Source organism: Rhizobium sp. WYJ-E13, from assembly GCF_018987265.1.
GTDB lineage: Bacteria > Pseudomonadota > Alphaproteobacteria > Rhizobiales > Rhizobiaceae > Rhizobium.
The window spans coordinates 1,563,453-1,583,950 of the sequence record NZ_CP076853.1; the positions used below are offsets into that span (position 1 = coordinate 1,563,453).

The following is a 20,498-nucleotide window of genomic DNA, read 5'->3' on the forward strand; positions in this document are numbered from 1 at the left end:
TTGAAGCCTATACCGAATGATAGCCGCGGTTCAGATAGAGAAGCGCCGGATGCATTTCGGTAAAGCGCACGGCAGCGACCTCGCCGAAAATGACATTGTGGGTCGGCATTTCCTTGATGTCGGTCACCCGGCAGTCGAAGACGGCGAGTGCATCGGCTAGGACCGGCGCGCCCGTTGCCAGCGTTTCGAAGCGGGCGCTCAAGAAACGATCCCCGTTTTCCAGATGCGTGCGGCCTGAAAAAGCATCGGCAACACCCTGATGGTGCGCGCCGAGCGAGTTCAGCGCAAAGATGCCGCTGCGCCAGAAGATCTCGTTCTTCTCATTGGTGTTGTTGAGGCAGACGAGAACGGAAGCCGGATTGTCGGATACCGAGCAGGCAGCCGTGATGGTGACGCCGCGGCGGGCTTCCCCGAGCGCCGTCGTCACGAGCTGCACATGGCCGGCATAGCGGCTCATGGCATCGCGATAGAGGCCGGGATCGATATGCTGCCTGTTCAACACATGCTTCTCCACAATCCGTGTCTTGTTCTTGTTATTTCACCAATATGGCGGGCATCGGTTACCTTTTCTACAATGGCACCCGCTAAAAGCTGCAGAACCTGCTTGTTTTTCTTTGACGATTGCCGCCGTGCGGATAAAAGGGCATGGACAAGACGAGAGACCTGCACCTTTCATGATGACCTTGCGTGTCATAGCCGCCCTTCTGTCGCTCCTGGCGTTGACGGCCGAAAGCCGTGCAGCCGGCGTGACGATCGGTGTCGTGGCGCCCCAGGACGGTACTTTCGCCTCGCTCGGCGCACAGGTTCGCGCTGGCGCGGTTTTCCAGATTGGGCAGGCTGGCGATACGATCGTTCCGATCAGCGAGACCTGCCAGGACAATAGCGGCCAGGCGATCGCCGATGCGCTGATTGCCGCCAAGGTTCAGATCGCCATCGGTTTCCTCTGCAGCGAAACGCTGGAAGGCGCGCTTCCGAAGCTCAAGGATGCCAATATCCCTGCCATTACCGTGTCGGTGCGCTCGCACATCCTGATGGAGGATTCGCTGAAGAACGGCTGGCCTTTCTTCCGCCTCGGCCCTCAGGACGGCGACGAAGCCGCCAAGATCATCCAGGTCATCTTACAGCAATGGGCGGCGTCTCCGATCGCCCTTGTCGAGGATGGCACGATCCACGGCCGTGAGCTGACGGAAGCCGTGCGCAACGCTCTGGAGGAAAACGGCCTGAAGGCCGTCTTTACCGACACATACAGGCCGGGACAGGAACAGCAGATCGGACTTGTGCGCCGCTTGAAACGGGCGGGCGCCACCAAGGTCTTTATCGGCGGCGATAGGAACGATGCCGCCGTTATCGCGCGTGACGCCAAGGCTGAAAACATTCCGTTGGATATCCTGAGCGGCGATGCGATGCGCGCTGCCAACCAGCCGCTTGCGCTTGCGGACGGCGTACGCGCCGTTGCGATTCCGGAATACGCTCTTCTGCCGGAGGCAGATTCAACCGTCCACGCGATGCGGGCAGCAGGAGTCGAGCCTGAAGGTTATGCCCTGCCTGCGGCAGCTGCGGCACTCATTGCCAGTCAGGCCGTGCAGGCGGCGTTAAGCGAAGGCAAGCCAGTCGCAGAAAAGTTGGTCGGAACGCAATTCAAGACGCCGATCGGCGCCATTATCTTCACACCGGCTCATGAGCTTTCGCAAAATCCCTATCGTCTCCTCGAATGGCGCGGCGACGCTTTCGTCCTGTCCGCCGATGGGACGGACTGACCTATTGACTATGCCGTAAGGCGGCCCTGCCCGCTTCCGGTTGAGATGGAGACCGAGACCATGACGAAATTGCCCATCCGCATCGCCCCATCGATCCTGGCGGCAGATTTTGCAAAGCTCGGCGAGGAAGTGCGCAACGTCACCGCGGCCGGCGCCGACTGGATCCATCTCGACGTCATGGATGGGCATTTCGTGCCGAACATCTCCTTCGGCCCCGATGTCATCAAGTCGCTGCGTTCCTATACGGATGCGACCTTCGACTGCCACCTGATGATCTCGCCCGCCGATCCCTATCTGGAGGCTTTCGCCAAGGCCGGCTGCGACCGCATCACCGTACATGCAGAGGCCGGACCTCACCTGCACCGTTCGCTGCAGACGATCCGTCATCTCGGCAAGAAGGTCGGCGTCACCCTCAATCCGGCAACGCCGCTCTCGGTGGTCGAGAACGTGCTTGACGATGTCGACCTCATTCTCATTATGTCCGTCAACCCCGGTTTCGGCGGCCAGAAATTCATTCCGGCAATGGCAGACAAGGTCGCAGCGGCCAAGTCACTCATCGGTGACCGCCCGATCGAGCTTGAAGTGGACGGCGGTGTGACGGTCGATACCGCGCCTGCCGTGGCAAAGGCCGGCGGCAATGTGCTCGTCGCCGGATCGGCAATTTTCAAGGGCGGCTCGGCCGAGGCCTATCGCCAGGCGATATCAGCCCTTCGCAACGCGGCTGAGGGAGCTCGCTGATGACGAAGCGCATGTTCATGGGCGGGCTTTTCGCTGCCTTGCTGACCGGCATGGTCGCCACGGCCTCTGCTGGCGATATCGCCAATATGCAGCCTGTCGGCTTCTCCGCCGACGGCAAGGTCTTTGCCTTCCAGGAATTCGGCATGAAGGATGGCAATGTCCCCTATTCGGAGACCTATTTCATCGATACCGAAACGGGTGCCGATCTCGAGGGCACGCCCTTTCATCTGGAACTGACGGACAAGGACGCCAATCTGTCCAAGGCGCGCCGCCAGAATCTGACGGCAGCCCGCCAGCAGATGGACAAGTACGACCTTCTGACCAATCCCGGCCTGATCGCAGCCTTCAACCCACCGACCGAGCTCGGCTCGCCGATGAAGACGATCCGCTACACAACGATTGCCAGCGACGGCCCGGCACGCGGCGCCTTTTCGCTGTTGCTTGGCGATGCCGAGGTTGCCAAGCCGGAAAGCTGCAAGGACGTCAAGCGCGTCATCGGCTTCACCCTGCAGCTTATCGAGAAGGACGGTGCGCCGAACCGCCAACTCGTCCACGAGGATAAGGCAATCCCTGATGACCGTGGCTGCCCGGTGGAATATCGTATGGGCGGTGCCCTCGTCTATCAGCCGGAATCGGGCAAGCCTGTCCATATCGCCCTCATCCTGGCGCTGAGCGCTACCCCTGACGGCCGCAACGGCCGCTGGATCGCCGTTCCGGTTCACCCCTGAGAATGAACCGTTTGCGGGCGGCATGGCCGTCCTTTTCAGAACTGTTCATCGGCGCCCCGCTCTGGGGCGTCCAGATGCTGATCTCGGCGATGGCCGGGCTCTATCTGCGCAATGGCATGGAGACGAGCCATGTGCTCGATCTCGCCCTCCTCTATTTCGGCGGCGGGATGCTTTCCTGGCCCTTCAACCTGATTGCCGGACGATACCTTGCGCTCGGCCATCGGGTCGAGACGCGTTTCGCCGCCTTCTTCCTGGCGCTGACGGCGGGCACGGTTCTGATGACGGCCTTTCTCTTCGCCATGGATTATCGGATTTTCTATTCCCGCTGGCACGCGCCGTTCGGGTCGGTCATCTGGGTGTTCCAGTTCGTCTTTACCGGCGCGAGCGCCGTTTATCAGTTCCTCGTAATCGGTCTGGGGCTGTTTTTGCCCATCGGACTCGTCTGTCTGCTCGCTACCAGCCTGGCTCTTGCCAAACGCATGCGTTGAGATTACCGGCCGTCTTTGCTACAGGGGCGGCAGCTACTGTCACGAAATGAAGGCGCTCGCCCATGATCCCTCGTTATTCCCGACCCGAGATGGTCGCCATCTGGTCTCCCGAAACCAAGTTCCGCATCTGGTTCGAGATTGAGGCCCATGCCTGTGACGCACTCGCAGACCTCGGCGTGATCCCGAAGTCGGCGGCCGCCACCATCTGGGAAAAGGGCGGTAAGGCGACCTTCGACGTTGCCCGCATCGATGAGATTGAAGCCGTCACCAAGCATGACGTCATCGCCTTCCTGACGCATCTCGCAGAAATCGTCGGCCCCGACGCCCGCTTCGTCCATCAGGGCATGACCTCCTCCGACGTGCTCGACACCACGTTCAACATCCAGCTCGTGCGTGCCGCCGATGTCCTGCTTGCCGACATGGACCGCGTTCTCGCAGCGCTGAAGACGCGCGCCTTCGAGCACAAGGATACGATCCGCATCGGTCGCAGCCACGGGATCCATGCCGAGCCGACGACGATGGGCCTGACCTTCGCCCGTTTCTATGCGGAGATGAGCCGCAACCGCGCCCGCCTCGTGGCCGCCCGCGCCGAAATCGCCACGGGTGCCATTTCCGGCGCGGTCGGCACTTTCGCCAATATCGATCCCGTTGTCGAAGAGCATGTCTGCGCCGCCCTCGGCCTCGTGCCGGAGCCGGTCTCCACACAGGTCATCCCGCGTGACCGCCATGCGATGTTCTTCGCCACGCTCGGGGTTATCGGCTCTTCGATCGAAAACGTCGCGATCGAAATCCGCCACATGCAGCGCACCGAAGTGCTGGAAGCGGAAGAATTCTTTTCGCCGGGCCAGAAGGGCTCCTCGGCCATGCCGCACAAGCGCAACCCGGTTCTGACCGAAAACCTGACGGGCCTTGCCCGCCTTGTACGCATGTCGGTCGTACCATCAATGGAAAACGTGGCGCTCTGGCATGAGCGTGACATCAGCCATTCGAGCGTCGAGCGTGCTATCGGCCCGGATACGACGATTACCCTCGATTTCGCGCTGAACCGCCTTGCCGGCGTCATCGAAAAGCTCGTGGTCTATCCCGAGAACATGATGAAGAACCTCGACAAGTTCCGCGGCCTCGTCCATTCGCAGCGCGTTCTCCTGGCGCTTACCCAGGCCGGCACGTCGCGCGAGGATGCCTATCGCCTCGTCCAGCGTAACGCCATGAAGGTCTGGGAACAGGGCAAGGACTTCCTTGAGGAACTGCTGGCGGACGCCGAAGTGCGCGCCGCGCTCTCCGAGGCGGATCTTCGCGAAAAGTTCGATCTCGGTTATCATACGAAGCATGTGGATACGATCTTCCGCCGCGTCTTCGGCGAAGCTTGATCGGCACAAAATATGTCATCGGACGGCGCCCACGAGGCGCCGTTTTCATTTCCGCTTGCGTGGCGTGGCAGTCGCCGACGTCTTGCGTTTTCTTGACCCGCTTTTTGCAGGCGATGTATCGGCTTGCTCATCCGATATCCTGCAGGCCTCGGTCTCTCCCCGCCCTTTAGCCGCCTTGGCTACCAGCCGGTCGAGATGTTTGAGATCCTCTTCGTCCAGATTTTCGATGCCGATGAAGCGGTTTTCGGCATGGCTCGTCAGGATGATCTCATTGAGCTTGGCCTGAATGGCCCGTGTATCGCGCGTTTGTGCGTTCTGAAGCAGGAAGACCATCAGGAAGGTGATGATCGTCGTGCCGGTATTGATCACGAGCTGCCAGGTTTCGGAGTAGTCGAAGACAGGACCGAGAGCGGCCCAGATAATGACGGCGATAAGCGCCAGTATGAAGGTCACCGGCTTGCCCGCCAACTCCGATATCTTGGTCGCGAAACGCGCAAACAAATGGCGTAAAGTCACCTTGAAATCCTCCGCAGAAGTCGGCGCAAGACAAACTCCAAGGAAGGTTCCGAGGTTCCCGAGTACGGTGAAATTCCGGGGCGTCGCGCGAAATTCGCGACACCCCGGGAATGTTGCCGTCACGTGGCTTCGGGGGCAATCAGCTTCCTGTAGAGATGCCAGGTCGCATGGCCGAGGATCGGGATGACGAGTGCGAGGCCGGCAAAGAGCGGGATCGTGCCGACGACCAGCAGCGCGGCAACGATCAGGCCCCAGAGCAGCACCGGTACCGGATTGGCAAAGGTTGCCCGGATCGAGGCGACCATCGCGGCCACCGCCCCGCAATCCCTGTCGAGCAGCATCGGAAAGGTCACGACCGTGATCGCCAGAACGACGAACGCAAAGCCGAGGCCGACCAGATTGCCCCACAGGATGAGCTGCATGCCTTCGGGCGTGCCGAATACCTGCTGCAGGAAGAGCGACGTGGAACGCGGGAAAACCTCGCCGAGAAGGTTCGTATAGATGGTCTGCGCTGTGACCAGCCAGACGGTGAAAATCCCAAACAGCAGGAGCCCGACGGCGATGATCGACGGCAGCGCCGGCGAATGGCGCACGTCGAGTGCATGTGTCCAGGAGGAATCGAGCCCGGCCTCGCGCCGACGGCTGATTTCGTAGAGGCCGATTGCGGCTATCGGCCCGATCAGCACGAAGCCCGACATCAGCGGAAAGATCATCGGTGCGAGATTGGCGCCCGAACTCAGCATCGTCAGGAAGATGCCGGCGATCGGATACATGAGACACAAGAAAACGTAATGCGAAGGCTTCTCGCGGAAATCCTCGAAACCGAGCCTGAGCGCGTCGAAGACGTCTGCTATGCTGATGCGATTAATCGTGGGCCGTACGAAGCTTTCGCTAGCGCCTGTCATGATATGGAATGCCGCCATGGCTTTCTCCTCCTCAGCCAAGATGAGCCGGAGGCGAACGTGTCAGCAACGACGAGCCGACACGAAAACGCAACCGGCAGGCGGCGACTATAGCAAATTTCTCGAGCCAAGTCGCTCTCTCCCTTGACATCGCCTTCAAGCTTTCTCACATCGGCGGCACTATGAAAGCTTCAGAAGCAGATATTCTCATCGTTCCCGGCTACACCAACTCCGGTCCCGATCATTGGCAGACTCGTTGGGAAGCAAAACTCTCCACCGCACGCCGCGTCGAGCAGGCGGAATGGTCAAAGCCTGTGCGCGAGGACTGGATCGCCCGCATTGCCGAGGAGGTGAACGCCTCCACACGCCCCGTTGTGATCGTCGCCCATTCCCTTGGCGTACCCTCGGTGATCCATGCGATCCCGCTGTTCGAAAAGCGGGTTGCCGGCGCTTTTTTCGTCGCGCCGCCCGATGTCGCAAATCCGGATATCCGCCCGAAGCATCTGATGACCTTCGGCCCCTACCCGCGCGATCCGCTGCCGTTCCCGTCGATCACGGTGGCAAGCCGCAACGATCCCTTCGGCACTTATGAACATGCTGACGATATCGCCAACAGCTGGGGTTCCTTCCTGGTGGATGCCGGTGAATCCGGCCACATCAATGCGGATTCCGGTCATGGCCCCTGGCCCGAGGGCACGATGGTCTTTGCCCAATTTCTGAGCCGCCTGCCCGGCTGAGACACGGAAAATTCCGGCGTTTCCAGCGGATTAAGCGATCGCTTTCTAAGCATTTCTTAATGGAAAGACCGCAGAGTGTGCTGACGCCAGAATAGCGAGAGCGCGCCCGTGAAGCAGAGCCATCCGCAAGACGCCGCCGACCCGGGTCGTGTCGCACCGACCGGGGACGGATCGGTGAACGTTACGGATGATTCCGATCTTTCCGAACGTGAAAGCCGCTGGAACTATGCGCTCGTCGGCTCCGGTCTTGGCGTCTGGGATCACAACTACCGTCTCGATAAGCGATATTACTCACAGACCTGGAAATCCATTCGTGGCATGGCGGCCAATGAGACGGCCGATGGTGATTACGAGGCTTGGCTGCAGCTCGTCCATCCCGGCGATCGGGATTTCGTCGTCAATGCCATCGAACGACAGAATGCCGGCGACCCGGATTATCATGTCTTCCAGTATCGCGAGCGCCACAAGGATGGCCATTGGGTCTGGATCGAATGCCGCGGCGCGCCCGTCGAATGGGACGAAACTGGCAAGGCCCAGCGCGTTGTCGGTACGGATACGGACATTACCGCGCGCAAGGCGACAGAGGAGATGCTGGCGCAGCTCTCCCGTCGCCTCGACCTTGCCCTGCAGATCAGTGACATCGGCGTTTTCGAAGCGGATATCGACCACGGAACGGTCGAATGGGACGATCGTCTCATTGCCATTTACAAGCTGCAGGGCGTCGACCGCCTGACAGCTGGCGCGGCCTGGCCGGGAAGGATCCATCCTGACGACCGCGAACGGGTGCTCGCCACAGTCAAGAGCACTGTCAACAGCGAGACCGGTTTTCACCACGAATTCCGCATCATCAGGGGCGATGGCGTCGAGCGCATTATCCGTGCCCGTGCGGCCTTCTTCATCGACGGAAACGGTTGCCGCAAGCTGATTGGCGCCAATTGGGACGTGACGGAGGAAGTGGGGCTCCGCAACGAGCTGCAACGCGCCAAGGATCTTGCCGAAGCCCGCAACCGCGAACTTGAAGCAGCCAAGGAGAGCATCGAGCATTTGGCTCTTCATGACTATCTGACCGGCCTGCCGAACCGCCGCTATCTCGACAAGATGCTGGAGGAACGTTCCGCCCTGTGTCGCGAAGGAGGCCTGGCGCTTGCCATCCTTCACATCGATCTCGACCGTTTCAAGCAGATCAACGATACGCTCGGCCACCGCGCCGGCGACCACATGCTGAAACATGCCGCTCGGGTGTTGCGCGACTCCATTCGCGGTACTGATTTCGTCGCGCGCATCGGCGGCGATGAATTCGTCGTCCTCTGCATCGTCGACACAGCCTCGAAGAAGATCGCCACCGTCGCCGAGCGCATTATCCGCGAGCTGAGGAAGCCCATCAAATATGAGGGGCACGACTGCCGCTTCGGCGCCAGCATCGGCATCGCCATCGACAGCGGTCCGAATCTCGACGAAAAGCAGCTTCTCCTCAATGCCGATATCGCGCTCTACCGCGCCAAGGCCTCCGGCCGCAACCGCCACGAATTCTTCTCCAATGCCGTACGACGCACGATCCTGACGGCCAAGCGCCTTGCCGATCAGATCCTGATCGGCCTGGAACGCGACGAGTTCGTGCCTTTCTACCAGCCGCAGTTCGATGCCCGTACGCTCGATATCGCCGGCATCGAGACGCTCGCCCGCTGGCAGCATCCGGAACACGGGCTGCTTTCCCCGGATAGCTTTCTCGACATCGGTGAAGACCTCGACGTCGTCTCGACTATCGATGCGTTGATCCTGGAGCGGGCGATTGCCGACCGGAAAGCCTGGGTTCGCCAAGGCTTCGCCATCCCTCGCATTTCGGTCAATGTCTCCGGCCGGAGACTATCCGATCCGCAGCTTGGCAAGAAGCTGCGTTCGCTGAAGATCGAGCCCGGCACGGTCTCTTTCGAGCTGCTGGAATCGATCTCGCTCGACGATTGCGACGAGGCGGTCACCGCCAATCTCAAGAAGCTGAAGAAGCTCGGCATCGACATCGAGGTCGATGATTTCGGCACCGGCCACGCCTCGATCGTCAGCTTGCTGCGGCTGAGCCCGAAGACGCTGAAGATCGACCGCGAACTGATCAGCCACCTGCCGCAATCGGCAGAGCAGCGCAAGCTCGTGCGATCGATCATCGACATTGGCAACTCGCTGAACGTTCTCGTTACTGCCGAAGGTGTGGAGACCGCCGATCACGTCCGCATCCTGCAGGAGCTTGGCTGCGACATGCTGCAGGGCTATGCACTCGCCCGGCCGATGCCTGCCATGCAGATCCCCGCCTTCATCCGCAGCGAAAGCTGGCGGCAGCCGGAGGGTGCGGCCCGCGCGCTGCAGGCGGATCTGCGCCGTTCCGTCTCCAAAACGGCTTCCAGATAAAGACCTGTATAACCGCTCCGAGATTTCGCCTTCATTTCACCGTAAAGAAAAAGGCGGTAGTCTCCTCTTGCGAAGACATTCGATTCTCTTTGCGGATTTCCCGCTGCAGCCGGAAACCGGGGAAGGAGTGACAGGCGGATTGTGAAACTCTCTCTTTTCCTTTAAGGGGACGCCACGAGATCGATCCACGCGCGCTATCCCAAGAGCGCCAACAGCAGAGAATAACTAAAATGAACCGTCGCCGCCGTATCTACGAGGGCAAGGCAAAGATTCTGTACGAAGGGCCTGAACCGGGTACACTGATCCAGTTCTTCAAGGACGATGCTACCGCTTTCAACAAAAAGAAACACGAAGTCATTGATGGCAAGGGCGTCCTCAACAACCGCATCTCTGAATATATCTTCAGCCATCTGAACAAGATCGGCATTCCTACCCACTTCATCCGCCGGCTCAACATGCGCGAGCAGCTGATCCGGGAAGTGGAGATGATCCCGCTTGAGATCGTCGTACGCAACGTCGCCGCCGGCTCGCTCGCCAAGCGCCTCGGCATCGAGGAAGGCGTGGTCCTGCCGCGCTCGATCATCGAATTCTATTACAAGTCCGACGCGCTCGAGGACCCGATGGTCTCCGAAGAGCATATCACGGCCTTCGGCTGGGCCAATCCGGCTGAGTTGGACGACATCATGGCGCTCGCCATCCGTGTCAACGACTTCATGACCGGCCTTTTCCTCGGCGTCGGCATCCAACTCGTCGATTTCAAGATCGAGTGCGGCCGCCTCTTCGAAGGCGACATGATGCGCATCATCCTGGCTGACGAAATCTCGCCGGATAGCTGCCGCCTCTGGGATATCGAGACCCACAAGAAGATGGACAAGGACCTGTTCCGCCGCGATATGGGCGGTCTGCTGGAAGCCTATTCCGAAGTTGCGCGCCGTCTCGGCATCATCAATGAAAACGAGCCCGTGCGCGGCACCGGCCCGGTTTTGGTCAAGTAAAGACCGTTTGGTCAAGTAAAGGCAGGGAAGAACAAGTGATCAAGGCTCGCGTCACCGTCACGCTGAAAAACGGCGTTCTCGATCCTCAGGGCAAGGCCATCGAAGGCGCGCTCGGCGCCCTCGGCTTCGGCGGCGTGGGCCATGTCCGCCAGGGCAAGGTCTTCGATCTGGAATTGGAAGGCACCGACAAGGCTAAGGCCGAGACGGATCTCAAAGCCATGTGCGAAAAGCTGCTCGCCAACACGGTGATTGAGAACTATACTATTTCCCTCGACTAAGGGTTGTGGAGGGGGTCGATGACTGAAGTAACCCAAGAGTTGATGTATGAGCTGCTGAAGCGCATGCATACGGATATTTCAGGCATTAAGGACGGTCAGAACGAGATCAAATCTGAGCTCAACGCAATGCGCGGCACAATGATTTCGATGCAGCAAGACATCCAAAATATCTACGCTGTCCTGGTACGTCATGAGCAGCGCCTCGATCGTATTGAAAATCGTCTCGAACTTCGAGAACTGGCAGAAGCACAAGCAAGGTTTGAACCGCAACCATGAAATCAGCCGTCGTTCAACTTCCGGGCCTCAATCGCGATCGCGACATGATCGCCGCGCTCACCAAGATCTCCGGTCATCAGCCGGTGACGATCTGGCAGACGGAGACGGAAATCCCTGACGTCGACCTCATCGTCATTCCCGGCGGTTTCTCCTACGGCGATTACCTGCGCTGCGGCGCGATTGCCGCCCGCATGCCGGTCATGCAGGCGATCATCGAAAAGGCGAACAAGGGCGTGAAGGTTCTGGGCGTCTGCAACGGCTTCCAGATCCTCGTCGAGGCTGGCCTGCTGCCGGGCGCGTTGATGCGCAACGCGTCGCTGAAATTCGTCTGCCGCGAGATCAAGCTTGAAGTCGTCAATGCCGAGACGGATTTCTCCCGCGCCTATGAAAAGGGCCAGATCATTCGTTGCCCGGTCGCCCACCACGACGGCAACTATTTTGCCGATGCCGAAACGCTGGCTGCCATCGAAGGCAACGGCCAGGTCGTCTTTCGCTATGCCGAAGGAACCAATCCGAACGGCTCGGTCAACGACATTGCCGGCATCATGAACGCCAAGGGCAATGTGCTCGGCATGATGCCGCATCCGGAAAATCTCATCGAAGCCGCCCATGGCGGTTCGGACGGCCGTGGCCTCTTCGCCTCGGCGCTTGACGTGATCGCTGCCTGATTTCTTCTGTCAGGCCGATCGTTCGCCGGACCACTGGAGCAAGATAGATGCGCCCCCGCCTTTTAGCCGCCATCGCCAATGCCGCTGCCTTTGCCGGCCTCGCAGCGCTGGTTGCCGCTTGCCAGTCCTCGGCACCCGCAAAGGGGCCGGACCGCAGTGCGCTGTCGACAATGGAGCGCGTGGCGCTCGGCGCCAACAGCTGCTGGTTCAAGTCGGGCGATCCGGCTTTTGGCGCCTACAAGCTGGCGCCGGAGCTCAATTCCTTCTCCGGACGGCCGCGCATTCTCGTCGTGCACAAGGGAAGCCCGGAAAGCCGGCCGCTGCTCGTCGTGCAGGCCGAAGGCAATCCGGCCAAGATGCAGGCCTTCGGCCCGATGATGTCCGAGCCGGTCTCGGGCCGCATCGCTGCTGATGTCACCCGCTGGTCGGGCGGCAGCAAATCCTGCAGCTAAGCTTCAGCTTCAATCCCAAAAGAACGACTTGCCGACTTCGCGTGCGGCATCGGATTGCGACAGGCCGATATCCTTGAGCTGGTCTGCCGTCAGTTCGCGCAGCGACCGGCGGCCTGCCCGCTTCTGCTGCCACAAAAGAAGGGCTGCCCACAACCGCCCGAGCCGCGTCGCGGCCGGCGCCTGTCTGGGCATGATAATCTCATGCCGGCCATCGATAGAGACAATCGATACAATCTGACCCTTGATGTGAGGTGAAGCGGACATTTCTGACTCCTGTAGTTTCCGCTAATGGAATTGTCTCATAGTCTTGACAGGATTAGGGTGACAATCTATTCATTGTCACCATGACAAATTGGCTCCCCGATCTCTCGCAGGGCTCAGGCCCGGTCTATATGCGGCTTGCGGACAATATCGAATCCGCCATTGCTTCCGGCGCCTTGCCGGCGGGAACCAAGCTGCCGCCACAGCGAAATCTCGCCTATGATATCGGGGTGACAATCGGAACAATCGGCCGCGCCTATGCGCTGGTGCACGAGCGCGGGCTTGTCGCCGGCGAAGTCGGCCGCGGCACCTATGTGCTCGACCGTGCCGATACGCCCCCCAGCGAGCAGGTGGACCCTGTGACCCTTTCGCTGAGTGGCACGCGTGTCGCAGATGCCCCGCCGAACAAGCTTCGCTTCGATACGACTGCCGCGCCCGATCTCGGTCAGGGCAAGATCATCGCCGGCATCATGGCCGAGATCGGCGAACAGCATCTGGCCGAAATCTCCTCCTATTCCCGCAGCTTCCCTTCGAACTGGTTCGAGGCCGGCCGTCTGTGGCTGGCGCGCAATGGTTGGTCGCCGGAGGTCGAAAACGTCGTGCCCACGCTCGGCGCGCATGCGGCAGCCATCTCCGTCATCGCCGCCGTGTCTGCGCCCGGTGACAAGATCGTTTTCGAAAATCTCACCTACACGCAGGTAAGCCGCAGCGTGCGCCTGCTCGGCCGGCGCACGTTGACCGTCGAGTCCGATGAAAACGGCATCATCCCCGAGGATTTCGAGCGGCTCTGTCAGCAGCAGCATCCGAAGCTCGTCTTCACGATGCCGACGCTTCACAATCCGACACTTGCCATCATGCCCTATGAGCGGCGGGTCGCCATTGCCGACATTGCCAGACGGCATGGGGTCTGGATCATCGAGGACGATCTCTATGGCGGCATGGCCAATGACGCTACGCCGCTGCTTGCCGCAATCGCGCCCGACCGCACCTTCCTCGTCAACGGCCTGTCTAAGTCGGTTGCGGCCGGCGTGCGCGGTGGCTGGGTCGCGTGCCCGCCGCATTTCGCTCAGCGCATCAAGGTTACGCATAAAATGGTGACGGGCGGCCTGCCCTTCATTCTGGCCGAAACCTGCGCGCGGCTCGTCCAGAGCGGCAAGGCGCATGAGATACGCAATGCAAGTGTCGTGGAACTGTCGGCCCGCGTGAGCCTCGCCCGCGAGGTAATGCAGGGATTCGATTTCGAATCCCACCCGCATGCGCCCTTCCTGTGGCTGAAACTGCCGGAACCCTGGCTGTCCGGTACCTTCAAGAATGCCGCCTTCCGCGATGGCGTGCTTGTCGACGACGAGGATGAGTTCAAGGCGGCACGGGGCGAGAAAGCCTATCACCGCGTGCGCATCGGCTTCTCCTCACCGAAGGATAGAAACGAGCTGGTCGCAGGCCTTATGGTATTGAAACGCCTGTTGGAAAATGGCGGCTCCGCCTACGACGGTGAAATCTGAACTGTTGCAGATCGGTGTCAGCATTGTGGAAAAGGCCACGATCGAAACACAGGCGCTTTACCGAGATCATCCGCATGTTACCTCTGTATCATCCTGCCGTTTAAGTGGGAATCAAGGGACAGCAGATGAAATCCGATTTCCGTTCACTACTGTTGCGCCTGTCGAGTATCGCGTCGGTCGCAGTCATTGCAAGCAGCCTGGGCATGTCGTCGGCGGCGCAAGCCGGAGACAAGGTTTTCGATGAGTTGCGCTTCGGCGCTTCGGCCTCCATCCAAGGGGGACATTCGCATGAAGATGGCGTTTTCCCGGAAATAACGGCTCTTTTTGATCCCTTTGGCTTTGAGCAGGCAGCCGGCTGGAAACAGCAGCTCTTGCATCCGCGCGTTCATCTAGGCACTTCGATCGGTACGGCTGGCGAAGCGACGCAGTTCTTCGCCGGTTTCACCTGGACTGTCGACCTCAGCGACAAGATTTTCGCGGAAGCCGGTTTCGGCGGCGTCATCCATACGGGTGACATCGATGACAATGACGATGGACCTGATCTCGGCTGTCGTGTGCTGTTCCACGAATATTTCGGTGCCGGCTACCGCTTCAACAGCAAGTGGAATGTCATGGCGCAGCTCGCTCATTCCTCGAATGCCAACCTTTGCGACGGTCCGAACGACGGCATGACCCGCGCCGGACTGATGGTCGGCTATAAATTCTAGTCTTTCGTTGCTGAGCCGGTCCTCACTCAACGGGATCCGTGCAGACGGCCGTTAAACAACCCAGAAGGCGGCATTAGATGTGTCGCCCTTTGGGCTTTCCGCAACGGAACCTTGTTCAGTCCACCGCAGTCCCCTCATAGGCTTGGACAGACGGATAACGACCGAACCGGCCTGTCAGACGATCTTTCCGCGGGCCACGACCGGCCAAGACTCGACTGACGCCATGCCTTTTCCTGCGACGAAAACCGAGTCGACCATGTTGGTGACCACGCAAGCGTGGTTCGGCACGATTTGCAGTTTATCTCCTACAGATAATCCGATAGGACCGTTGCTAATCAGCCGGCCATGTTCCTCGGATAGCTGGTCCACGACGATGTCGTCGCGCCCCCGCACATGACCGTAACCTGTGAGACCCAAAAGATCCGATGTCAGGATTTTTGAACCTGCATCAACGATCGCTCGGTTCGCGGCGGGCACTGAGACCACAGTTGTTAGGACGCTGAGTGCGCAATCTTCCCAGCCGCATGCGCCGCGCGATACGAGAGAGCGGTCATTGTAGACGTAGGTTCCGGGGCGATATTCAGTCGTAACCGGTGCGTCTGCTGCGTGCATCATCGAAGGCGTCCCGCCTGATGTGATGACGGGCACTGCGATGCCGAGCGCTTCGATGCGAGCCTTGGCCGCCATCATGAAAGCCTCGACAGCAGCCTCCCCGCCTGCAGGAGGATAGGTCATAAGGCCACCGAAGACGACACCAGGCATCGAGTGGATAAGAGCCGAGAGAGCCTCTGCCGCCTCGGGAGTGAGCACACCGCAGCGGTTCGCGCCGGTGTCGCATTCCACCAGGACTGTCAGCGGCTGAACTTCGTTTCGGAAGGCGTCTGAGAGGCTGTTCACGACAGCCGCACTATCGGCAACGACCGACAATTTCACCTTCTCTGCGAGCGCCTTCAGACGTTCAAGCTTCTCAGCGCCGACGATGTTGTAGGTAATCAGCACATCGGTGATTGCACTACTGGCGGCAACCATCGCTTCCGCCTCCGACACCTTTTGACAGGTGATACCGACCGCGCCGGCCGCAATCTGCAAATTGGCGATTGCCGGCAGCTTGTGCGTCTTGACGTGCGGGCGAACACGCAAGCCGTGAGCATCAGCGTAACGTTGAAAACGGCCGATATTGGCGGCGGCGATATCGAGATCGATCAGAACGGCAGGAGTCTGAATGGCTGCGATATCCGCGGGCGAAAAAGTCATGGCAAACCTCGTATGGAACGAACCTGCGGTGCGGACAAATGTGCCGCTCATTAGCGCCGCATCAAATATCAACCATCGCTATTGACAATTCATCAACCAGGGGACTTGATATGTCAATCCGATAATACGGACACATGTCCACTATATTGGATTAATCAGAAACACTCAGTTCTTAGGGGAACAATCATGACCATATCCTTCCGCGCCGGCCTGATTGCGCTGGCCGCAACTGCAGTTCTTTCAAGCCCGGTCTTCGCCGCCGGAAGTAAGCTCGATGAGGTTCTTGCTCGCGGTCATCTCGTTATGGGCACCGGCAGTACGAATGCGCCTTGGCACTTCAAGAGCGCCGACGATAAACTTCAGGGTTTCGATGTGGATATGGGCCACATCATCGCAAAGGCTCTCTTTGGCGATCCTGATAAGATCGAATACGTCAACCAGTCGTCCGACGCTCGTATTCCCAACATCACGACGGACAAGGTCGACATCACCTGCCAGTTCATGACGGTCACCGGCGAGCGCGCCCAGCAGATCGCCTTCACGATTCCCTACTATCGGGAAGGCGTCGGCCTGATGCTGAAGGCCGATGGCAAATATGCTGACTACGCAGCGCTTAAAGCTGCCGGCTCATCGGTGACAATCTCGGTCTTGCAGAACGTCTACGCGGAGGCGATGGTTCACGCGGCGCTCCCGGAAGCTACGGTCGACCAGTACGATTCCGTCGATCTCATCTACCAGGCACTGGAATCCGGTCGCGCGGACGCGGTCGCAACCGACCAGTCGTCGCTCGCCTGGTATATGGCTCAGAACCCAGGCAAATATCGGGATGCCGGCTACGGTTGGAACCCGCAGACTTACGCTTGCGGCGTAAAACGCGGCGATCAGGATTGGCTGAATTTCGTCAACACCGCTCTTCATGAGGCCATGACCGGCGTTGAATTCGATGCTTACGCCAAGTCGTACAAGACGTGGTTCGGCAAGGAACTGACGCCTCCGCAAATCGGCTTCCCGGTCGAATACAAGTAACTGGCCCGAGGGAGCGGGTCTTTCCCGCTCCCTTCCTGAAAGGGGCGGTCTGCCATGGGTTATACGCTGAATTTTGCTGCTGTCTGGCGCAACTTCGATTTTCTTCTTAGCGGCTTGATGTTGAGCCTCGGTCTCGCGGTCATTTCGATCTTGATCGGGGCTGTCATCGGTCTGTTCGTTGCATTCGCGCTGCTCTCCAAGAGCCGTGCCGCGGTCGCGCCGGCAAGAATCTACGTTACCGTCATTCGAAATCTTCCTATTCTCGTGCTCGTCCTCTTCGCGTTCTTCGCGCTGCCTCAGATGGGCTTCCGGCTGGACAAGATCAAAAGCTTCGTCTTGGTTCTCTCACTCTATTCAGGAGCATACCTCGCGGAAGTTTTCCGCGCCGGACTTCTCTCGATTCCCAAGGGATTGACCGAGGCCGGAATGGCGATTGGCTTGACGTCGATGCAGATACGCACATCGATCATAGCGCCGCTGATGTTCCGCAACGTTCTGCCTTCGCTGTCCTCGACAATCATCTCTCTCTTCAAGGACACATCGCTTGCCGCAACGATCGCCGTGCCCGAGCTGACGTTTGCAGCGCGCAAGATCAATGTCGAGAGCTTCCGTATCGTCGAGACCTGGATGGTCACATCGGCTCTCTATGTCGTCACCTGTTTCCTCATTGCCGCTCTGATGCGTTTCGTCGAGCGGCGTCTGGCATTGCCGAGGTAAGCCGATGTCTCAGACCTTTCTCGATCAACTTTGGATCGCCCGTCATGTCATCCTGAATGGCATGGCGATGACCGTATCGATCTCCCTTCTGGCCATTCTCGCAGGCTCCGTGCTCGGCCTCTTCGTAGGCCTGGCGCTGGTCTATGGAAACAGTGTGCTGCGCCTGATCGTGCGGGCCTATACTGATGTGATCCGAGGCACGCCCGTTTTGGTACTCGTCCTCGCGAGCTATTACGTCTCCAGTGCCGTGGGCCTGGAATTGGGAGCATTCGCGGCGGGCGTTCTGGCACTGGCGGTATTTTGTTCGTCCCACGTCGGTGAGATCGTTCGCGGTGCTCTTCAAGCCATCCCGAAGGGGCAAACCGAAGCCGCAAAAGCGATCGGGCTGACGTTTACCCAGACATTCACCTCCGTCCTATGGCCTCAGGCGCTGCGCCAGTGCTTGCCGGCCTGGGTCAACACGGCGGCGGAAATGGTGAAAGCGTCGACGCTGCTGTCGGTGATCGGTGTAGCGGAACTGTTGCTGCGAACGCAGGAGATCATCTCCCGCAACTTCATGAGCCTGCAGTTCTATTTCCTGGCAGGGGCTCTCTATTTCGTCGTCAACTTCGGTATCGAGCGCTTCGGCAGATTCATCGAGCGCAAGACTGCCCTTCCATCCTGAGGAGCCGATCGATGTCCAAAACAATGCTTGAAATCAAGAGCCTGCGCAAAAGCTACGGCCAACACGAAGTGCTCAAAGGGGTCGACTGCTCCGTACAGGAAGGCGAGGTTATTTCGATTATCGGCTCGTCCGGCTCGGGCAAGACCACGATGCTGCGCTGCGTGAACATGCTGGAGGAATTCCAGGGCGGCACGATCAGCCTGGACGGTGAAGAGATCGGGTACCACGTGGAGGGAGCGACCCGTCGGCGCAAGAGCGAGAAAGAGATCGCCCGCCAGCGCGCGCTCACCGGGATGGCCTTCCAGCAGTTCAACCTGTTCCCGCACATGACAGCGGCCCAAAATGTCATGCTCGGCCTCGTCAAGGTCAAGAAGATGCCGAAGAGCGAAGCGAGGTCGATCGCGGAGCGTTGGCTCGACCGTGTCGGGCTGTCGGCGCGGGCCGATCATTACCCAGGCCAGCTCTCCGGCGGTCAGCAGCAGCGCGTGGCGATCGCCCGTGCGATCGCGATGTCGCCGCGTCTTATGCTGTTTGATGAAGTGACCTCGGCTCTCGATCCCGAACTGGTGGGCGAAGTGCTGCAGGTCATCAAAGGGCTTGCGGCAGATGGAATGACCATGCTGCTGGTCACCCACGAAATGCGCTTTGCCTACGAGGTATCCTCGCGGGTCATCTTCATGAACCAGGGGGTGATCTGCGAGGAAGGCAATCCAAGAGAAATGTTCGTGAATCCCAGGACCGAACGCCTGGCCGAATTCCTGAAGACCTCCAGCTTCAACTAAAGGAAAGTGAAAGAATGACTATCAAGCGTTATGGGGCTGGCGAGACTGGCGCAGGCGGACAACCACTTCCCTTCGCCCGAGCCACCGAAGCAGGCGGCTGGCTATATGTTTCCGGCCAGGTGCCCATGGAGAACGGCGAGATCGTTCCTGGCGGAATCGTTGTCCAGAGCCGAAAGGCTATCGAAAACCTGATTGCCATTCTCAATGAGGCGGGCTACAGCCTTGAAGACGTCGTGCGTGTGGGCGTGTGGCTTGACGATCCGCGTGATTTTTGGAGCTTTAACGGCGTGTACGCTGAATATTTCGGAGGAAACCCTCCGGCCCGCGCTTGTGTCCAATCCAGCATGATGGTCGACTGCAAGGTCGAAGTTGATTGCGTGGCCTACCGCGCGGATCGCGCCTAATATCGGAGAAAGCATGGCTGAGGCTGGTATCGACACAGTATCGCGGCGCACCCGAGGACTGGATCGTGCCTTTGAGATCCTCGAATTCCTGCGGGTGAAGCGACAGCCGATGCGGCCGAACGAAATCGCGGCCGAAATTGGCGCGCCTCGATCTTCGGTCTACGAGCTGGTCAATCTCCTGCTCAGCCATGGCATGCTTGACTACCATGGCGGAGACGGCCGCGTTAACCTTGGCCGCCGCCTGTATTTCCTCGGGACGGCCTACGCCGAACAATTCGACCTGATGCGGGAATGCGACCGCATGCTGGTGCGGCTGGCCGAAGAAACCCGTGAGACGGCACAGATGTGTCTGCTCGAGGGACGCAAATACACCGTCGCCATGATGCGCGAGGGCATCCGGCCGTTTCGCATCTCCTCGAATGTCGGCGAGCTCGTTTCCATCCCCTGGACGGCGTCCGGCCGGTTGCTGGTTTCGCACCTGAGCGATCAGGAGATTGTCGATCTGATTCCGCCGGAGGACTTCGTTCTCCCAAACGGTCGGCAGATGAAGCCGGCGGAATTTATCGCCCAGGTGCGTCAGGCGGCCCGCGACGGATTCTTCACCTTCAACAGTGAGGTGGAGAATTTCACGCATTGCTTCGCCGTGCCGGTTCATCAGGCCGACGGTGCCTGTATCGCCACCCTGTGTCTTGTAACTCCGCGCGAGGACGGCGTACGAAATCGGAGCAAGTACCTGGAGAGCTTGCTTAGTGCAGCCAACGAGATTTCCGAGAAGCTTGGATACCAGCGAGCCCAAAGGCCGGCCGCATTCGAAGACGCTGGGAAGGTCTCTGCCGGTATCGGGCAGTAGACGTAAGGGTCCCTGATTACCGGTACGGA

General features: G+C 59.6%; 25 protein-coding genes. 20 read left to right on the top strand and 5 right to left on the bottom strand.

The genetic code is table 11. The features are described 5' to 3' along the window. Window positions 1-7 precede the first annotated feature (7 nt). Window positions 8-502: a flavin reductase gene (locus KQ933_RS07860; protein ID WP_216758165.1), complete on the bottom strand. Its 495-nt coding sequence runs from the start codon at window positions 500-502 to the stop codon at window positions 8-10. A 172-nt stretch (window positions 503-674) separates the two neighbouring features. Here KQ933_RS07860 and KQ933_RS07865 point away from each other — a divergent pair, with 172 nt between their 5' ends. From KQ933_RS07865 to purB, 5 genes are all read left to right on the top strand, one after another. Then, entirely contained in the window at window positions 675-1,757 is a 1,083-nt protein-coding gene (locus KQ933_RS07865; protein WP_216758166.1) for a branched-chain amino acid ABC transporter substrate-binding protein, read from the top strand. A 60-nt stretch (window positions 1,758-1,817) separates the two neighbouring features. Further along, window positions 1,818-2,495 carry a ribulose-phosphate 3-epimerase gene (gene rpe / locus KQ933_RS07870; RefSeq protein ID WP_216758167.1) on the top strand — a complete coding sequence of 226 codons (678 nt, stop codon included), beginning with the start codon at window positions 1,818-1,820 and terminating at the stop codon, window positions 2,493-2,495. Beyond that, window positions 2,495-3,223: a DUF2259 domain-containing protein gene (locus KQ933_RS07875; RefSeq protein WP_216758168.1), complete on the top strand. Its 729-nt coding sequence runs from the start codon at window positions 2,495-2,497 to the stop codon at window positions 3,221-3,223. The genes rpe and KQ933_RS07875 overlap by 1 nt, the downstream gene beginning before the upstream one ends. Before the next feature lie 2 nt (window positions 3,224-3,225). Continuing rightward, window positions 3,226-3,711: a hypothetical protein gene (locus tag KQ933_RS07880; protein ID WP_216758169.1), complete on the top strand. Its 486-nt coding sequence runs from the start codon at window positions 3,226-3,228 to the stop codon at window positions 3,709-3,711. A gap of 62 nt (window positions 3,712-3,773) precedes the next feature. After that, on the top strand, window positions 3,774-5,081 hold the full coding sequence (gene purB, locus KQ933_RS07885; protein WP_216758175.1) for an adenylosuccinate lyase: 1,308 nt from the start codon (window positions 3,774-3,776) through the stop codon (window positions 5,079-5,081). 45 nt (window positions 5,082-5,126) lie between these two features. Here purB and KQ933_RS07890 read toward each other — a convergent pair whose 3' ends face one another. Both KQ933_RS07890 and KQ933_RS07895 read right to left on the bottom strand, forming a co-directional pair. After that, complete coding sequence (locus KQ933_RS07890; protein WP_216758177.1) at window positions 5,127-5,597, bottom strand: low affinity iron permease family protein; 471 nt, start codon at window positions 5,595-5,597, stop codon at window positions 5,127-5,129. 119 nt (window positions 5,598-5,716) lie between these two features. Beyond that, window positions 5,717-6,520: a DUF2189 domain-containing protein gene (locus tag KQ933_RS07895; protein ID WP_216758179.1), complete on the bottom strand. Its 804-nt coding sequence runs from the start codon at window positions 6,518-6,520 to the stop codon at window positions 5,717-5,719. A 161-nt stretch (window positions 6,521-6,681) separates the two neighbouring features. On the opposite strand from KQ933_RS07895, the gene KQ933_RS07900 reads away from it, so the two are divergent. The 7 genes from KQ933_RS07900 (at window position 6,682) to KQ933_RS07930 (ending at window position 12,302) form a co-directional block, all read left to right on the top strand. Beyond that, complete coding sequence (locus tag KQ933_RS07900) at window positions 6,682-7,236, top strand: alpha/beta hydrolase (protein WP_216758180.1); 555 nt, start codon at window positions 6,682-6,684, stop codon at window positions 7,234-7,236. A gap of 108 nt (window positions 7,237-7,344) precedes the next feature. Further along, window positions 7,345-9,633: a bifunctional diguanylate cyclase/phosphodiesterase gene (locus tag KQ933_RS07905; protein WP_216758182.1), complete on the top strand. Its 2,289-nt coding sequence runs from the start codon at window positions 7,345-7,347 to the stop codon at window positions 9,631-9,633. A 230-nt stretch (window positions 9,634-9,863) separates the two neighbouring features. Further along, window positions 9,864-10,628 carry a phosphoribosylaminoimidazolesuccinocarboxamide synthase gene (gene purC / locus KQ933_RS07910; protein WP_183734953.1) on the top strand — a complete coding sequence of 255 codons (765 nt, stop codon included), beginning with the start codon at window positions 9,864-9,866 and terminating at the stop codon, window positions 10,626-10,628. Between the two features lie 35 nt (window positions 10,629-10,663). Next, the gene (gene purS / locus KQ933_RS07915; protein WP_183734952.1) at window positions 10,664-10,906 is read left to right on the top strand and encodes a phosphoribosylformylglycinamidine synthase subunit PurS; all 243 of its coding nucleotides are present in this window, start codon (window positions 10,664-10,666) and stop codon (window positions 10,904-10,906) included. Between the two features lie 18 nt (window positions 10,907-10,924). After that, window positions 10,925-11,182 (top strand): hypothetical protein, encoded by a 258-nt coding sequence (locus KQ933_RS07920; RefSeq protein WP_216758183.1) that lies wholly within the window; start codon window positions 10,925-10,927, stop codon window positions 11,180-11,182. After that, entirely contained in the window at window positions 11,179-11,850 is a 672-nt protein-coding gene (purQ, locus tag KQ933_RS07925; protein WP_216758185.1) for a phosphoribosylformylglycinamidine synthase subunit PurQ, read from the top strand. Before KQ933_RS07920 ends, purQ begins: the two co-directional genes overlap by 4 nt. Before the next feature lie 47 nt (window positions 11,851-11,897). Beyond that, window positions 11,898-12,302, top strand: a complete 405-nt coding sequence (locus tag KQ933_RS07930) for a hypothetical protein (RefSeq protein ID WP_216758186.1) — start codon at window positions 11,898-11,900, stop codon at window positions 12,300-12,302. A gap of 9 nt (window positions 12,303-12,311) precedes the next feature. Here the strand turns inward: KQ933_RS07930 and KQ933_RS07935 are convergent, their stop codons facing one another. Next, window positions 12,312-12,566, bottom strand: coding sequence for a DUF1127 domain-containing protein (locus tag KQ933_RS07935; protein WP_216758188.1), 255 nt, complete (start codon window positions 12,564-12,566; stop codon window positions 12,312-12,314). An 80-nt stretch (window positions 12,567-12,646) separates the two neighbouring features. On the opposite strand from KQ933_RS07935, the gene KQ933_RS07940 reads away from it, so the two are divergent. Together KQ933_RS07940 and KQ933_RS07945 are read left to right on the top strand one after the other, a co-directional pair. Further along, window positions 12,647-14,065 carry a PLP-dependent aminotransferase family protein gene (locus KQ933_RS07940; protein WP_216758190.1) on the top strand — a complete coding sequence of 473 codons (1,419 nt, stop codon included), beginning with the start codon at window positions 12,647-12,649 and terminating at the stop codon, window positions 14,063-14,065. A gap of 125 nt (window positions 14,066-14,190) precedes the next feature. Continuing rightward, a complete protein-coding gene (locus KQ933_RS07945) occupies window positions 14,191-14,772 on the top strand; it encodes an acyloxyacyl hydrolase (protein WP_216758192.1) in 582 nt (193 codons plus the stop codon). A 174-nt stretch (window positions 14,773-14,946) separates the two neighbouring features. Here the strand turns inward: KQ933_RS07945 and KQ933_RS07950 are convergent, their stop codons facing one another. Next, a complete protein-coding gene (locus KQ933_RS07950; RefSeq protein WP_216758194.1) occupies window positions 14,947-16,026 on the bottom strand; it encodes a D-TA family PLP-dependent enzyme in 1,080 nt (359 codons plus the stop codon). 186 nt (window positions 16,027-16,212) lie between these two features. On the opposite strand from KQ933_RS07950, the gene KQ933_RS07955 reads away from it, so the two are divergent. From KQ933_RS07955 to KQ933_RS07980, 6 genes are read left to right on the top strand one after another with little or no spacing between them, the layout of a single operon-like run. After that, the gene (locus tag KQ933_RS07955) at window positions 16,213-17,052 is read left to right on the top strand and encodes a transporter substrate-binding domain-containing protein (RefSeq protein WP_183804676.1); all 840 of its coding nucleotides are present in this window, start codon (window positions 16,213-16,215) and stop codon (window positions 17,050-17,052) included. Window positions 17,053-17,106: 54 nt separating this feature from the next. After that, window positions 17,107-17,769 (top strand): amino acid ABC transporter permease, encoded by a 663-nt coding sequence (locus KQ933_RS07960; protein ID WP_216758195.1) that lies wholly within the window; start codon window positions 17,107-17,109, stop codon window positions 17,767-17,769. A gap of 4 nt (window positions 17,770-17,773) precedes the next feature. Further along, complete coding sequence (locus KQ933_RS07965) at window positions 17,774-18,433, top strand: amino acid ABC transporter permease (protein WP_183746898.1); 660 nt, start codon at window positions 17,774-17,776, stop codon at window positions 18,431-18,433. Between the two features lie 11 nt (window positions 18,434-18,444). Continuing rightward, entirely contained in the window at window positions 18,445-19,215 is a 771-nt protein-coding gene (locus KQ933_RS07970) for an amino acid ABC transporter ATP-binding protein (RefSeq protein WP_301925035.1), read from the top strand. Between the two features lie 14 nt (window positions 19,216-19,229). Then, window positions 19,230-19,619 carry a RidA family protein gene (locus KQ933_RS07975; protein WP_183734941.1) on the top strand — a complete coding sequence of 130 codons (390 nt, stop codon included), beginning with the start codon at window positions 19,230-19,232 and terminating at the stop codon, window positions 19,617-19,619. A gap of 13 nt (window positions 19,620-19,632) precedes the next feature. After that, the gene (locus tag KQ933_RS07980; protein WP_216758199.1) at window positions 19,633-20,469 is read left to right on the top strand and encodes an IclR family transcriptional regulator; all 837 of its coding nucleotides are present in this window, start codon (window positions 19,633-19,635) and stop codon (window positions 20,467-20,469) included. The last annotated feature ends 29 nt before the right edge of the window (window positions 20,470-20,498 follow it).